9 protein-coding genes are annotated in these 15,678 nt (G+C 66.7%); 8 read left to right on the top strand and 1 reads right to left on the bottom strand.

Annotation, left to right across the window (positions count from 1 at the left end; translation table 11 throughout):
- Window positions 1-42 precede the first annotated feature (42 nt).
- Together HWY08_RS00895 and HWY08_RS00890 are read left to right on the top strand one after the other, a co-directional pair.
- Window positions 43-4,338 (top strand): Ig-like domain-containing protein, encoded by a 4,296-nt coding sequence (locus tag HWY08_RS00895; protein WP_176062236.1) that lies wholly within the window; start codon window positions 43-45, stop codon window positions 4,336-4,338.
- 7 nt (window positions 4,339-4,345) lie between these two features.
- The gene (locus HWY08_RS00890; RefSeq protein ID WP_176062235.1) at window positions 4,346-5,143 is read left to right on the top strand and encodes a glycosyltransferase family 2 protein; all 798 of its coding nucleotides are present in this window, start codon (window positions 4,346-4,348) and stop codon (window positions 5,141-5,143) included.
- Here HWY08_RS00890 and HWY08_RS00885 read toward each other — a convergent pair.
- Complete coding sequence (locus HWY08_RS00885) at window positions 5,140-6,828, bottom strand: NHL repeat-containing protein (protein WP_176062234.1); 1,689 nt, start codon at window positions 6,826-6,828, stop codon at window positions 5,140-5,142. The genes HWY08_RS00890 and HWY08_RS00885 overlap by 4 nt on opposite strands.
- Before the next feature lie 498 nt (window positions 6,829-7,326).
- On the opposite strand from HWY08_RS00885, the gene HWY08_RS00880 reads away from it, so the two are divergent.
- The 6 genes from HWY08_RS00880 to HWY08_RS00855 all read left to right on the top strand — a co-directional run bounded on the left by HWY08_RS00880 (window position 7,327) and on the right by HWY08_RS00855 (window position 15,586).
- Window positions 7,327-8,556, top strand: coding sequence for a lipopolysaccharide biosynthesis protein (locus HWY08_RS00880; protein WP_176062233.1), 1,230 nt, complete (start codon window positions 7,327-7,329; stop codon window positions 8,554-8,556).
- Complete coding sequence (asnB, locus tag HWY08_RS00875) at window positions 8,532-10,541, top strand: asparagine synthase (glutamine-hydrolyzing) (RefSeq protein ID WP_176062232.1); 2,010 nt, start codon at window positions 8,532-8,534, stop codon at window positions 10,539-10,541. The genes HWY08_RS00880 and asnB overlap by 25 nt, the downstream gene beginning before the upstream one ends.
- A complete protein-coding gene (locus HWY08_RS00870) occupies window positions 10,538-11,866 on the top strand; it encodes a glycosyltransferase family protein (protein WP_176062231.1) in 1,329 nt (442 codons plus the stop codon). The genes asnB and HWY08_RS00870 overlap by 4 nt, the downstream gene beginning before the upstream one ends.
- Before the next feature lie 14 nt (window positions 11,867-11,880).
- Window positions 11,881-13,155, top strand: a complete 1,275-nt coding sequence (locus tag HWY08_RS00865) for a hypothetical protein (protein WP_176062230.1) — start codon at window positions 11,881-11,883, stop codon at window positions 13,153-13,155.
- A 48-nt stretch (window positions 13,156-13,203) separates the two neighbouring features.
- Entirely contained in the window at window positions 13,204-14,154 is a 951-nt protein-coding gene (locus HWY08_RS00860; protein ID WP_176062229.1) for an NAD-dependent epimerase/dehydratase family protein, read from the top strand.
- Between the two features lie 109 nt (window positions 14,155-14,263).
- A complete protein-coding gene (locus HWY08_RS00855; RefSeq protein WP_176062228.1) occupies window positions 14,264-15,586 on the top strand; it encodes a nucleotide sugar dehydrogenase in 1,323 nt (440 codons plus the stop codon).
- The last annotated feature ends 92 nt before the right edge of the window (window positions 15,587-15,678 follow it).

Genomic DNA, 15,678 nt, shown 5'->3' with positions numbered 1-15,678 from the left:
TTCGCCTTGATCGAGGGCAGGTGAGAAGTGGGCCGCCTCGGAATGACCATCGTCATCGCGGTCGCGGCGTCTCAGTTCGCGTGTGGCGGGCGAGGCGAGGTGAGCGCTTCGCCTGTCAGCGCGGATGCTTCGACTGTCGTCACACTACGTCTTCGACCAGGCGTACCGGTGGCAGACGGTCAGGACAAGGTGGCGCTTATCGCCGTGGCGCGTGACGCCATGGGGGCCGCGCTCTCCGGCCGGCGCGTGAAGATCGCTGTGACAGGCTCGGAGAACCAGCTATCGGCAGTGGAGGCGGCCACCCTGGCGAATGGCTTGGCCATGTTCGTGCTCGCTTCGACGAGAGCGGAGGTGAAGGTCGTCTCGGTCAGCATCGACGGTATCGCGCTGGCACGCCAAGCGGTCGTCGCCTTCATTGCCGGGCCTCCCAAGACGCTCGCGTTCACAGCGCAACCCCCCACTGGAACGGCAGGGGACACTCTCGCCGACGTCGCGGTCGCGGCGTTTGACGCGCACGGTAACGTGGCAAAGATGACGGCTCCGGTTACGCTCTCGCTGTCGAGCGGGCCGCCTGGTGGGGAGCTCATCGGTGAAACCGTCTTGACGCCGGACGGCGACGCCGCGACCTTCGGCGGGCTGAGATTGCAGAGGGCTGGCGGCTACGCGCTGAGGGCGACGAGCGGTCCTCTCCAGGTGGACGGTACGCGCTTCACCGTCGTGGCGGGCCCAGCGAGCACGCTGGCCTTCGTCTCGTCGCCGACGGGATCCGTGACGGCGGGCGCCGCCTTCGGGTTGGTGATCGAGATTCGCGACAGTTTCGGCAACGTGTCGAACTCGAGCGCCCCAGTCACGGCGACCTTGCTCGGCGGAACTCTGCGCGGGCCTCTCTATACGAACGCGGTGGAGGGGGTCGCCAGGCTCAACGACCTGAGCGTGCAAGAGGCCGCACCCGGTTATGTAATACAGGCGAGCGCCCCGGGCCTTCCCAGCATCAGGACTGCTGCCTTCGAGGTCGTCGCAGGTTCACCGAGCCAGCTCGCCTTCGGGACGCAGCCGTCGGATCGCACCGCTGGGAGCAGCTTCGCGCCGGCGGTGACCGTCCATGCGACTGACGCATTTGGTAATCTGATCACCAGCGGGATCACTTACGTCACGGTGACGCTTCAGGGAGGATCGGCTGGCGCCACTCTGCTTGGGACAGCTTCTACGGCGGTGATCCTCGGCACCGCGTCCTTCGGTGAGTTGACGGTCGACAGGGCGGGCGCCGGCTACACGCTCCTCGCGCGCTCGGCGGGCCTGCAGGACGTCTCGAGCGCTCCGTTCGCGGTGAGCGCCGCAGGTGCGGACGCCACGAACTCGGAGGTGATCGCTTCGCCGAGCAGCGCGGTCGCCGGCGGTTCCGTCGCACTGACTGCGACCATCCGCGACCTCTATGGAAACCCGGTATCAGGCGAGGCGGTGACGTTCCAGTCGACGGGCTCGGCCAATACTCTCGGAACGGCGGCGCTTTCCGATGCGGCGGGACAAGTGACAGCAACGCTCTCCTCGACGAGGTCGGAAGCAAAGATCATCACCGCCCGCCTTGCCGACGGCACAGCCATCACCGGGTCCGTGTTGCACGGCGCGACAGGTTCCGCAGCGGTGACGTTCAAACCGGCAGCCCCGAGCGCGGTCACCTCTACGCTCGCCGCGGCCCCGACGGCGGTGATCGCTGACGGACATAGTCCGTTCGCGCTCACCACCACGCTCGAAGATCCATACGGGAACCCCGTGCCTGGCGTGAATGTCACCCTCGGTACGTCTGGCAGTGCGACGCTCGCGCAGCCGCCTGCCACGGATGCCGCCGGCCGCTCGACGGGAAGCATCACGTCGCGCGCTGCCGGGGAGCAGGACATTACCGCGAGCGTAGCGGGTGCGTTGATCGCGAAGACGTCCGTGCAGTTCTACGCGCCGGCGGGGATTGCGTCGCTGACGGGGGATACGACCATCTTGAAGGGGGCAGCTGCAACCTTCACCGTGACTGCGACCGGGACACCGCCGTTCGTCTTCGTATGGGCACGGAACGGCGCGTACATCCCCGGAAGCTATTTCTGGACTCGTGGTAACAGCTCCACGCTCACGACGCCGCCGCTCGGCGAGGACGACAACGGCGCGAGTTATGCGGTGACGGTCTACAACCAGGTCGCGAGCCTCACCAGCCCAGCGTGGGGGGTCGACGTTGTCGAGGCTGTCCCGGGCAGGCACGTCTACACGTTGTTCTCGAACGAGTCGGAGGTCTATCCTCAGCGCAGCGCTCTCACGATGCGGTCGCTGTCGCCGTCGCCGTCGGGTGCCGGTGTCACGATTGGGTTCGCAGGTGAGTCGGGCGGGTTGCCGACCTACGGCTTTGCCGCGTCGGCCGCGTCGGCGGTCACGCCCAACATCTCGGATGCAACCCTCGCGGTCGACTTCTCCGATCCAACCTCACCGGACCTGCAGACCGCCACGCTCACGCTCCTGCCCGCCGCGCCGGTGGGGTCGGCGGTGTCTTCCAGCCTCTCGATGCGATACCAGAGTCCCGCGTGGCTCGCGGCGCACGGGCAGTCGGGGCCCGCTCGGATTGCCCTCACGCAGGGTGGGCTACCCCTGGCGTCGCCGACCCAAGTGGAGGACTGGGTCATCGGTCAACCCTCGGCCAGTGACATCGCGTTTGCGCAAGTGACCTGGGGAGGCATCGTCGCTGGTGTGGGTACGCCAACCGAGATCGCGCAGGCGCTGGGCCGGGCCATCATCGACGAGCTCGAGCCACATCGCGGAGTCCCATCCGACGCGATGAACACGACGCCCTTCGCGCAGTATCGGCGCGCGATGTCGGGGGCGGACCAGGTCTGGTGTGTCAACATCAACGCGATCTTCACCTGGGCCTGCAAGTGCTTCGGGCTGCCGGTCCGCACGATTGCGCTGGGTAACGTCTCGTACAAGGGTCCAAGCTATTATCTCGAGACGGCCGAGGGCCATGCAAGCGCAGAGGTGTTCGACGCCGGAGCCAATCGGTGGGTCTGGATCGATCCAACCATGTACCAGCTCGGTGCTCGAGGGCCGGGGGGCCGGCTGCTGAGCCTCTTCGAGACGCAGCGCGCAGTGAATGACCCATCCCTGCTCCCGGCGCTCACGGCCATCGAGTATTCGCCGGGGAAAGCGGTCACCGAGATTCCCCTGGGGCAGAGCCGATACCTCGCGGACATCAAGCATTTCCTCACGCGCGCTAGCATCCCCGCCATCACGAAGGCGAGCGGGCTGCGCTTGGCGCGCGAGATGAGCTCGAACGAGTTCGAGCTCTTCCCTCGGCGGAACGACATCGCGCTCGCTTCGGTTCGTCCTCTCGAGAGCGGATGTGGTATGCGCCTGCAGCTCGTGTCCTCATTGCCAGACCTCGATCGCTTCGAGTACGAGCTAACCTATGACTCGGAGGGGAACGCCGCGGGGGGCGTTGGCGTCAGCCCGAACGGTGTCGTCGACATCTCCTTCGACGACCCGCACTCCCCGGCCGGCCGCGCCCGGGTGTACTCAGTGCGAGCTGTGGGCACCTCCGGCGCTGCGTCGAGCCAATACGCTGTGACTGTCAGGTACTATTCTACCGAGTTCTACCAAGCGTTCGGGCAGACGAGCGCCGCCTATGTCATCTTCGATGACGGTGGCTTGCCGGCGGCCGCGAGCGCCGTCGAAGACTGGATCGTGGATAGCCCGTCATCGGACGACGTCGCGTTCGCGAACGCCACGTGGGGCGCGGTGGTTGACCCCACGGCTGCACCGGCGGCGCGCGCCGGCGCGATCGCGGCTGCAATCCTAGACCAGGTGACGCCCGCGATCGGGGTTCCCACCGACGGGATGATCGCAGCCGCTCCGTTCGAGCAGTATGGTCGCGCGGTGGCGGCGGTCGATCATCTGGACAACCGCGGTCTCTCAGCCATCTTCGCGCACGCCTGTAATAGCCTGGGACTCCCGGCGCGAGTGGTGGAGATGGGCCGCGAGGCCGCCGGGACCGTCGATCTGGCGATCGATGCCGCGGCGCAACGAGCGGCGGTCGAGGTCTACGATGATATCCGGGGTCGCTGGGTCTACTTCGATCTTGAGCTCGGCCTGCTTGGCGTGGACCAGGCCGGGGTGGGCTTGCTGAACTCGGCCCAGTTGACGAGGGCAGCCGTCGACAGCACCCAGATCGCGACGCTGACGGTGCTTGCGTATGACGCTTCGTCACGCATCCAACGTGTAGCGTTCGAGAGCAGCCCCGCTGCAGCCTTCCTGTCCGGCTATTTCAAACTCGGGCCGCACCTCCGCTTCGCCCGTAACGCTTGGTAAATACACCGTGACTGCGACGATGACATCTGACGGCCGCGCGCTGACGGCGTCCCTCGTGCTCTACCGCAACGATTCGGACATGGTCGAGACGGTCCTGCGCTCTCTGCAGGACGCTTGCCCAGGTGTTGGGATCGCCGTCGTCGACAACTCGCCCACGGCCGCACTCGCTGGCGTGGTCGCAGGCTCCGGCGCGACCTACGTCCACGATCCCACAAACCCGGGGTTCGGCGCATCTCACAACCGGGCGGTCAAGGCTCTGCCGCGGCGCGAGTTCCATCTCGTGGTGAATCCGGATATCTACTTCACGACTGAAGCCTTGCCGGCGCTGCTCGCCTTCCTGCGCCAGGACGAGCGGATCGGGATGGTGACTCCGCGCATCTTGCACCCCGATGGCGAGCCGCAGTACCTGTGCAAGCGCTACCCGTCCTTCCTCGTGCTCTTCGGCCGCCGTTTCCTGCCCGGCCCGCTTCAGTTCCTGCTGAGGCGGCGCCTCGATCATTACGAGATGCGGGACAGCGGCTACGAAGAGGTGATGGAGGTCCCCTACGCCAGCGGATGCTTCATGCTGTTCCGCCGCGCGGCCTTCGATCGGGTGGAGGGATTCGATCCCCGCTTCTTCCTGTATTTCGAGGACGCCGACATCTCGCTCCGGGTCGGCAACTCGGGATATCGGGTGCTCTACTATCCCGGCGCACAGGTCTTCCACCACTGGGCGCGCGGTTCGCACAACTCCTTGCGCCTCACACTCACGACAATCCGGTCGGCGTTCCGCCTCTTCTCGAAGCACGGGTGGAAGTTGGTCTAACGTCGCGGCCTGGGCGTCGGGGGTGTTGCCGCGGAGGGGACGGTATACCGGTAAACTTCCCCTCCGCTCGCGAAGTAGATGTGGTCGCCGCGGATGGCGAAGCCCGCAGTGATCGGTTTGGGCGGATGCGCCATCAGCCTGATCTCGTCCGTGGTCGGGTCGATCATGAAGATTCCGGCTTGCGCGTTCGGGGCGAACCCCCAGATCCGCCCGTCGGAACCGACTGCCATCGACCCGTACACGGTCCCGCCTGGAAAGGGCAGGTCCTTCACCGAGGTAACTCTCCGCGCATTTAGATCGAGCACGAACATCTTTCGGGAAGCGATGGCATAGACCAGGCCATTGTACGCAACGGCAAGGTTCTCGATGGAGACCGCACCCGGGATGGGTTCGAGGTTGTAGACCGCCTCGCGGCTCGCGGGATCCCACAGAATGATGCGGGCATCCTTCTGCGTCGGCGTGCTGCCCATGCCGCCGTAGATGGTGGTCCCCACGACCAGCTTGTCCTTCCATACGCCCAGGGCCGAGACGCTCTGGTCACGCATGACGGGGAAGGCCTGCACCGCGCCGGTCCGTACGTCCCATGACACGAGCGGGCCGCCCAACTTCCCGTAGCCAGCCAGACCACCGAAGTAGGCCTTTCCGTCGGGGCCTATCGTGGCGGCGAACGTGCGCCATGAGTCATCCGCGCCGGGCCAGCTGACCGGCGCAGGGTTCCTTCCCGGTTCGTCATGCTGGAAGGGCCGCGTCACGTCATAGCTCATCAATGGCCCGAGGGCCGCGTAGGCCGCCATCAGCAAACGTTTGCCGTGCGCGAGGAACGAGTAGACTTCGCCCGAGCCCAGTTCGCCGATCTCTTCGAGGACGCCGCGCGGCTCGTCGAGGCGGAGCAGCCGGGCAGGCAGCTCGGTGCTGCCGTAGAGCCGTGCGTCTGGGCCGAAGCCCACGCGGAAGACCGGCAGCTCCGCGCCCTCGTAGGCGTAAGGGTGCACCTCGGTGCGACCCGACTTCTCGTCCTTGACTATGAGCGAATGCCCCTTCACGCTCGCATAACGCCCATCACGTAGGCGGCCGGCCCATACGCGCCCTCCGACATGCGCGGCGTCGATCGATCTCGCCGTGAAGCCGGACAAGCTGAAGTATCGATCCCCTGCCAGCGCGTAGACCCTTCCGTCTGCTGCCCGCCAGACCTCCGCGATCCCGCCGATCTGAGCTTCAGGAGGCAGGATGGCACGGTGCTCGCCGGTGGCGATATGGTAGGCGACTACGCTCATCCTGCTCGGCCCCGTCCCCCCGTAGATGAACCCGTCGTCGCTGGCCGCGAGGTGCCGCACGAACAACGCCAGCTTGTCCATCTGGCCCAGGTCCTCGAGGCGACCACCCTTGGGGTCGAAGCGAGCGAGCTTCGCGTTCGGTTGCGTGGCGGCGTACAGCTTGCCGTCGGAGCCGAACACGAGGTCCCAGATGAACGCTTCGGTAGGTGCTGGCCGTCCCAGGTCGACGAGCTGATCGGTGCGCGTATCGAGTTTGAGCAGGTGCGCGTTGGGCATCGTGCCCAGGTAGACGTTACGGTCTGGCCCCGTCACCATGCACCGCGCCCCGGACTCAGTCTTGACTGGGCTTGCGTAAGTCTTGAAGGCGCCGGTCGCCGGATCGACGGAAGTCACCTCGAGCGTCTTGCCCATGTACAAGTAGCTCGCGTAGAGGCGCTCGGAGCCCTCCGTCGGGCCCGGCGCGACGGTGGAGGCAAACTGACCACCTTGCCCATGGTACGTACCGAGGAGCGCGAACCCACCCGCTTCCTGGGCGGCGGCGCGAGCCACAGTTCCGACCAACAAACAGCCCACCAGCAACCGCCTCAGCCGTGGGTACATGAACCACCCTCCTCGACCTCAACATACACCGGCCCCGAGTTCGACTGCGCCGTGTGGGCGCCCGTGGCGGCGTCCGCTCGGGCGGAAGTATTCTCGAAAGCCCGAGTGTTCGCGTCTGGGGAGACGTTGGGGGCCCGAGCCGCCTAACTGCAGTCGACCCGCACCGGACGAAGCAGGACCTCTGCGAGCAGGCGACGGAGACGGATTGCCGGATCAGCGGGTTGACAGGCGTCGAGATCGACGAGCCATCTGTCTCACGCGCTCAACCCATGAGTCGAGGATCAGTCCTCCCGCGCGCGAGGTCAGCGATTGCTGAGCAAGATCTTCAGGCGCGTGGGGTCCGTGGCGCTCGGCACCGGGCTTGGGCAGGGGCTCGTGGTCTTGGCCACCCCGTACCTCGCCAGGCGCTACGCGCCGGCAGACTTCGGTGCCCTCGCGCTGCTGCTGACCGTCAGCAACATCAGCCTCACCGTCGCCTGTCTCCGCTATGACATCGCACTGCCGTCCTCGAAGAGCGAGGATGTGCGCGCCTTGCTCGTCCTTTCGACGCTGGTCGCGGGGGCACTCGGGGTCGTAGGGGTGGTGTTGACGCTGGGCCTCGCAGCTACCCCCGCCCTGGAGACACCGGCGGGCGTGCTGCTCCGACATCCCTGGCTGCTGGGGGCTTGCGTCGCCATCGTCGGATGTTATCAGGCGACGAGCGCTTGGCTGCTACGACGGGGCGCGTATGGAGCATTCGCAGCCATGCGGGTCTCCCAGGGCGGCGGCTTCAGCCTGCTCGCGGCACTCCCGGGCCTGGGGCTCCTGTGGGCTCACGTGGCCTCGTTCGCCGCCGGCTTGATCGGCGCCGTTCAGGTGCTCCGCCGACGCGGCGCGCACGAGGCGCGGTGGACGGAGGTGAGCCAGCGTTACCGCGAATTCCCGCTGCTGAATCTGCCGGGAGCGGTGCTCGATGTCGTCGGGTACAGCATCTGCATCTGGGTGGTAGCGTCCCACTATGGGCGCGGGTCGGCGGGCGAGTACTCGCAGGTGCAACGCCTCATCGGCGCCCCGCTCATGCTGATCAGCATCAGCCTGGGCCAAATCCTGCTGAAGCACACGGCGGAGCTCGCCCACGATCCTGCACAACTGCACGCCCTTCTCGCGCGGCTCCTGCGTGTGCTCGTGCTGCTCTCGGGCGCGGCGCTCATCATCCTGTGGTTCGTCGGGAAGCCGGTGCTGTCGCTCATCCTCGGTCCGAAGTGGAACATCAGCCGTGAGATGGTCCTGCTGCTCGGCGTCGCGGTCTTCGTCCGCGCCTGTGTCTCGCCGCTCTCGACGGCGTTGCTCACGCTGCGCCGGTTCCGTTTGACGCTCGCCTGGCAGGCCGCTTACTTCTGCTCGGCAGCTCTCATCATGCCGCTGGTCGCGGCCAGGGCGGAGTTCCGGGACTACCTGCGCTTTTATGCGGTGCACGAGATCGCGTTTTACGGTGCGTACCTTTACCTGATCTTCTTCGCAGTCCGAGCTCACACATGTGCGGAATCTTTGGGATCGTAGGCGCTGGGCCCGTCTCGGCGCGCGAGCTGGCGGCGATGAGTCGCGCGCTCAGGCACCGCGGCCCCGATGACGAAGGGTTTCTCGTCGCGGGCCCACGAGGCACGTCGTGGCTCGGTGGGGAGGACACCCCGAGTACCGTGCTCGGCAGCGACGTCCTGCACAACCCACGCAGGCGCCTCGACCCCGCGTCGACGCTAGGAACCGGCGGTGTCGCGCTCGGGCATCGAAGGCTCTCGATCCTCGACCTCTCGGCGCACGGCCACCAACCGATGGCATACCAGGATCGGTTCTGGATGGTCTTCAACGGTGAGGTCTACAACTACCTCGAGCTCCGTGACGAGCTGCAGGCGAAAGGTCACCGCTTCACGAGCGACGGCGATAGCGAGGTGGTCCTCGCCGCGTACGCGGAGTGGGGCCCCGCCTGCCTGTCCCGCTTCAATGGCATGTGGGGGCTCGCGATCTTGGACCTCGCGAAGCGGACCCTGTTCCTTGCGCGCGACCGCTTCGGGGTGAAGCCGCTGTACTACCGCGTCGCGGGTGGCCGTCTAGCCTTCGCGTCCGAGATCAAGGCGTTTTCCGCTCTGAAGGACTGGCGTCCTCAGGCGAACCTGCCGCGGCTGCTCGATTTCCTCGTCTGGGCCGTCAGCGACCACACGCCCGAGACGATGTTCGAGGGCGTCCACCAGATCCCGGCCGGACACTCCCTGCTCCTGAACGTTAGCGGTCCGTTGGAGGGAGGAGCGGCGGTCGACGGGAGCGCGGTTCGGCCGGAGCGCTGGTACACAGTCGGACAAGCGGCGGCAATCGTGAGCGACACAGACGCCGCCGAGGAGGTTCGTGCCACCCTGAGCGAGTCGGTCCGGTTGCGGCTGCGATCGGACGTGCCTGTCGGCTCATGCCTCTCGGGCGGGCTCGATTCATCCAGCATCGTCTGCATCATGAGCGAGTTGCTCGCGCGGGCAGGAGCTGGGGAACGCCTCAGGACCTTCACCGCCGCATCCAAGGACAGCGCGTTCGACGAGAGCAAGTACGCGCAGGCGATCGTGGCGCGCGCGCGCTCTGAAGCGGCGTTCGTGACGCCTGAGCCGGGCAAGCTGTTCGACGATCTGTCCCGGCTCACCTGGCATCAGGACGAGCCGTTCGGCTCGACGTCGATGTTCGCCCAGTGGAGCGTCTTCGAGGCGGCCCGCAGGAGTGGCGTGGTGGTCATGCTCGACGGTCAGGGCGCGGACGAGGCGCTCTGCGGGTACCGCGGTTATTTCGGCGCGTACTTGGCGGGCCTCGTGCGGAAGGGGAGCTTGAGAGCCTGGGGCACCGAGGCAGCCGCCATGCGCCGCGTCATCGGCTTCTCATGGCCACGGTCTGTCGGCTACACGCTGGCGTATCTGACGCCGGGTTTGCTCAAAGTAGTCGGTCGTTTCGACAATCGCGCGTATGCCGACACGTCCTGGCTGCACGGTGACCACACAGGCGCATTTCGCTCGGACCCGATCCGTAGCGCCGGTGGCCGTGCCCACTCCGTGCGAGGAATGTCGTTGGCGCAAATCACCGCCACGCACCTGCCGATGCTCCTCCGATGGGAGGATCGGAACTCGATGGCGTTCTCGATCGAAGCTCGGGTGCCGTTTCTCGACTACCGGCTGGTGGAGCTGAGCCTGCGGCTCGCCGATTCGGAGAAGCTGGGCGGCGGTGTCACCAAGGCCGTGCTCCGGCGCGCGATGCGGGGCATCGTCCCCGACGTGGTCCTCGATCGGCGCGACAAGATGGGGTTCGTCACCGCAGAGCCGCTTTGGATGCAGCGCGATCTCTCGGCTCGCTTCCGCGCAGAGATTGCGGCCGGCATCGAGGCGCTCTCGGGCGTGCTCTCGCCGGTGCTCCTCGACCGCTTCGACGAAGTGGTGGCCGGTCGGCGCCCGTTCGACTTCCGTTACTGGCGAGCGCTCTCCGTGGGTCGCTGGGCGGCCGCGTTCTCGGTGAAGTCATGACCCAGGCGCGCGAGCAGCAGGCATCCACCATCGACGAAGTCTGGTTCCTCTCCTCGGAGCTCGAGGGCGAACGCGCCGGAGCACATCGACAGGTCCGATGGTGCCGCATCTTTCTCGAGGCGGGCGCCCGTATAGTGATCTTCAACATCCGCGGTGCATTCCATGTCAGCGAGACCCGCCTGGACAGTCTCGCTGCGTTCGAAACCTTCCGGCACCGCGTTCTCGACGGTGCGAAGCGCGTATCCGGCATTCGGGAAGGTGCCCTGGTTCCGCTGTTGCGCCGGGTAAAGCACCTGCTCCTCGCCGACATGTATCTGCCGAACGTGGCCCGGCTGTTCTTGCGGACGCGGCGGAGGCTGGTTTCCGGTAGCGCCCGCATTGCGATCATGCCCTCGTCACCGCCCTTCTCCGTCGCGCTTGTCGGCGCTGCCTTGAAGCGGCTCTATCCGCGGCGAGTCCTGCTCGCGCTGGACATGCGAGATGCGTGGGCGCTGCACCCCGAGCTGCGAGGCAGTACCTGGCTGAAGCGCCGCATCGAACAGTGGGTCCTTCGGTCGGCCGATCACGTCAGCACCATGTCCGTCGACCTGGCCGACGAGATGACCAAGACGCACGGGGTTCCGTTCGAGGTCTACTACAATGTCGCGACGCACTACTTCGACGTCCAGCCGACCCTCCCGATTGACTGGAAGGCGCTGGATGCGCGGATCGATCCCGCCCGCAGGAAGCTCGTCTACACAGGCAGTACACCCGAGGGGTTCTATGACGTCGGCGCGCTGGTAGGGGGTGTGAGGCAGCTCCGCGCGACGCGGCCGGATCTGGCGGACAGCCTCCAGCTCGTCTTCGTCGGCGCGAACGCCGAGGTCGAGCACGAGGTGGCACGGCAGGGCGGGACGGGGGATAGTTTCGTATTTACGGGACTCGTTCCGCACGAGCAGGCGAAGGCCATTCAGCAGAACGCCGACGCGTTCCTGTTCTTCGCCTTCCACCGGGGAGGGAACAAGGGCATCGTCTCGACGAAGTTCTTCGAATATCTCGCATTGGGCAAGCCGGTGTTGCCGATCTCGGTGTCCAAGGGCTCGGACATTGACACGCTGCTCGCTCGGTTCGCGGGGCGGTCGTGCCGGCTGAACTCCGCCGGCGAGGTCGCCGAGGCGCTGGCGCGTGTTGCGGAGGGGTGCGCGCACGCCCATCTCCCCACGGTGGAGGAGCCAGGCAGCTTGCGGGTCCTCGCGGAAGACTATCGGCGGTTCGCCCGGGCGGTCATGCGGGGTGAGGCTGCGCCCGCTGGACCGGCCGCAGTGATGGACGGCGGTCGCGGATGAGTACGGTCTCTCAGGTGCGGGCGCCCGACGCCGTTTCCCACTGGCGGCCCGGGCCGCTCGATCGCGTTCTCGGGGTCCTCACGCGTGTGGAGTGGAGCGGGGCGATATTCGCCTCGGCGATTGCCCTCGCGTATGTCGTAGTGCCACTCGCGGTCTATCTCGCAGGGCTCGAGAACGAGTACTTCCTGCAGCTCGCGAAGCTCGGCGCCGTTGGTGCCGCCTGCGTGCTGATCGGCACGCGCCTCCCGTTCTTCGATAGGCTGAATCGCAGCGAGGATCAGAAGCGAGTCCTCGGGATGGAACCTTTCCTCGCGGCGGTCTGGGGGGGCTTCCTCGTGTTCGTGGTCCTGGTCTGCGTAACGGCGGAGCGGATCCCGTTCGTCGCGGCGCTCCAGGGGGCCGATCGGGAGACCATCTCCACGCTACGTGAGCAGTTCCTGAAAGCGCGCGAAGGCTGGCAGGCAAGCTTCGTCTATGTCAACGCGGCGCTCGCGGGTGCACTCGTGCCGTACTCGCTCGCCCTCCTGCTGCTCCACCGTCACCGCTTCCGGTGGCTGTTCTTCGGCTTCTTCCTCGTCTATTGCATCAGCTTCGTCGAGAAGTCGTTCTTCCTGCGCGCCGCGATCCCGCTGCTGTACCTGACGGTCCAGCGGCGCATCGCGTCGCTGATCCGGCCCGGCCTCGTACTCGCGGGGGGCCTGGCGCTGCTGCTCCTCGTGACCGTCGCGTCCGGCATCGGCACGAGCGACAGCGACCGAGGCGGCGACGAGTACTTCAGCGCCACCTACATTCCGGAAGGACCACTCGGGATGCTCGGATGGCGAGCGGTCGCCATCCCCGTCATCACTGCCGCTGATGCGCTGCGCGTCTTCGAGCAGGAGTACTCCAGCACGTTGCTGATGGGAGCGACGAGCAGCCTGCTCGCGGGGACCTTCGGGCTGGAGCGTGTGAAGTTCGAACGGGACGTGTTCGCGGCCCAGTGGGGACAGAACGAGACCGAGACCGGCTCTGCCAATTCCGTCTTCTTAACCGAGGCGTTCGTCAACTTCGGGTGGGTGGGGGCGGTCGTCTTCTCGCTCTTCGTCGGGGTCCTGTTCCGGATCTTTGCGCGGTCGCAGGACGAGGCGCTTCGCGCGCTCTGGATGATCTTCGCGTATGCGCTGTATGCCGCGCCCCTGATAGGGATTCTGTTCAGCAACGGGTACGCGCTGGTGCTTCTGCTCTCGATGCAGTTCAGGTGCGAGCCAGGCGCGGCGCCCGCGCCTGAACTGCCTGCGACGCCGACGTGATGGTTCGTCCCTCACTGTTCTGACTTCCTCTTCGCCTCGCGAGTCGGTATGGACGTCCTCATCACAGGGATCACGGGTGGATTGGGCAGAGCCCTGGCGGCGCGCCTCGCGGGCGCTCGCATCACAGGAACCTGCCGGCGTGCGGAAGTGACGCTCGAGGGCGCGCGCGTCGTGGCCGCGGAGCTCGGCAGCGTCGACTGGGCACCGCTGGTGCAGGGGCAGGACGTCGTCTTCCACCTGGCCGCTTATGTCCACCGCAAGCCCGCCGGCCTCGATGAGGAGGCAGCGGTCTTCGAGCTCAACGCCGGTTCCACCGCTCGCCTGGCGCAGGCTTGCCGTCAGTCCGGCGCGATCCTCGTGTTCGCGAGCACCGTCGCGGTTCTCGAGGGTGCCGAGCCGCGCGGACGGCGGGCCGGGACGGCCTACGGGCAGAGCAAGCTCGCCGCAGAAGCTGCGATTCGCCGCGAGGGCGAGGCCGGGCTTCGATTCGCGATCGTGCGGTTCCCGCTCCTGTATGGCCCTTATGGGCGGGGCAACATGGAGAAGATGCTGCAGGCGATCGCGTCACGGAGATACTGGCCGATCGGCCCTTCGGGCTGCCCCAAGTCCTGTCTCGCGTTCGATGATGCCGCGCGCGCCCTCATCGCGTGCGCCACAGATCCGGCAGCGCTCGGGCAGACCTACGTCGCTGCTCCGCCAGTTGCTCCCACGCTGGGCGAGATCCACCGCGCGGCGTATGCCGCGCTCGGGCGGCGCCTGCCGCCGGCGGTCCCCGGCGCGCTGGCTGTCGCGCTCGCGTTGGCCGCAGAAGCCGTCCTCGCGTTGCTCGGCCACCGGGCCCGGCTGCGTGAGCAGGTCGAGACCCTGATCGCGCCGGCGGCCTACGACGGCGGTGAGCTCGCGTCAGCGGTGGGGTTCCGGCCCGAAGTCTCCCTGCACGAGGGGCTGCGAGGTCTCGCCGACTGGCTGCGCTCGCGGCGAGAGGCGGGGAAGCGTTGAGGCGCATGCTGCGAGGGGGATCGCGGGCCAGGGATCCCTTTTCTCGGTGGGCCTTTCGCCCTAAACTGCCGACCTTGCGCTCGGCTTCGGTCCTGGCGCTCCGCCCACCATGAATGAACTCCGTAGAAAGATTGAGAATCGCGCTGCCCACGTCGGCGTCATCGGTCAGGGCTACGTCGGACTGCCCCTCGCGCTCGTATTCCGTGAGGCTGGCTTCGATGTCACTGGGTTCGATGTCGATCCCAAGAAGGTCGACGCCATCGCCTGCGGCGAGTCGTTCATCAAGCACATCGGCCCGGAGCGCGTCGCTGCTGCGGTGAAGAGCGGCCGTTACCGGGCCACGACCGACTTCGACCGGCTGGGCACGTGTGACGCCATCCTCATCTGCGTCCCGACGCCGCTCGGGCGTCACCGGGAGCCGGACAACTCGTACATCCACTCGACTGTACGCGAGATCGCGAAGCGCCTGCGCCGTGGCCAGCTCATCGTCCTGGAATCGACCACCTACCCCGGTACCACCGACGAGGAGGTGAAGCCGCTCCTCGAAGCTACGGGTCTGCGCTGTCCCAACGACTTCCTCCTCGCGTTCTCACCCGAACGAGAGGACCCAGGCCGCCGCGATCACACGACGCGGAACATCCCGAAGGTCGTGGGCGGGGTGGAATCGACCTCGACCGACTGCGCGGCGCTTCTGTACGGCGCAGCCATGGAGAAGGTCGTCCCCGTGTCCAGCTCGCGCGTGGCGGAGTCGAGCAAGCTCCTCGAGAACGTGTTCAGGTCGGTGAACATCGCGCTCGTGAACGAGCTCAAGATGCTCTTCGACCGAATGGACATCGACGTCTGGGAGGTCATCGAGGCGGCCAAGAGCAAGCCATTCGGGTTCATGCCGTTCTATCCAGGCCCAGGGCTGGGCGGTCACTGTATCCCGCTCGACCCCTTCTACTTGTCGTGGAAGGCGGCCGAGTACGGATCCTGGGCACGGTTCATCGAGCTGGCCGGCGAGATCAACACGAGGATGCCGAGCTATGTCCTCCATCGCCTCCAGCGAGCCCTGAACGAGGACGGCAAGCCGCTCAAGGGATCAAGGATCCTGGTGCTGGGGTTGGCCTACAAGGCAAACATCGACGACGACCGCGAGTCGCCGTCGTACGAGATCATCGAGCTGCTCCGTGAGGCTGATGCCCACGTCGAGTACTGCGATCCCTACTTCTCGGAGGCCCGCAAGACGCGGCGGCATGACCTCAAGATGCGCAGTCTCCCCGTGACCGCGGAGGCGTTTGCCGCCTTCGATGCGGTCGTGGTGGCGACCGCCCACGACCTCTTCAAGGACGCCGCGCTCTTCGAGCACGTTCCGCTCGTATTGGATACCCGCAACATGGTCGAGCCGCTGTTCGCGGGTGGTCGGGCGAGGCCCAGGATCGTCAAAGCCTGAAGCACGCGGCGCGGCGGCCTGATGATCGGTAACGGTCGACGAGGGATGGCGGATAGCGTCCCACTCGGGTTGCGTGTTATACGCGCAGTGCG

The sequence above is a fragment of the Anaeromyxobacter diazotrophicus genome, from assembly GCF_013340205.1.
GTDB lineage: Bacteria > Myxococcota > Myxococcia > Myxococcales > Anaeromyxobacteraceae > Anaeromyxobacter_A > Anaeromyxobacter_A diazotrophicus.
Note: the sequence above shows the minus strand (reverse complement) of the source record. Positions and strands in the feature narration are given on the sequence as shown.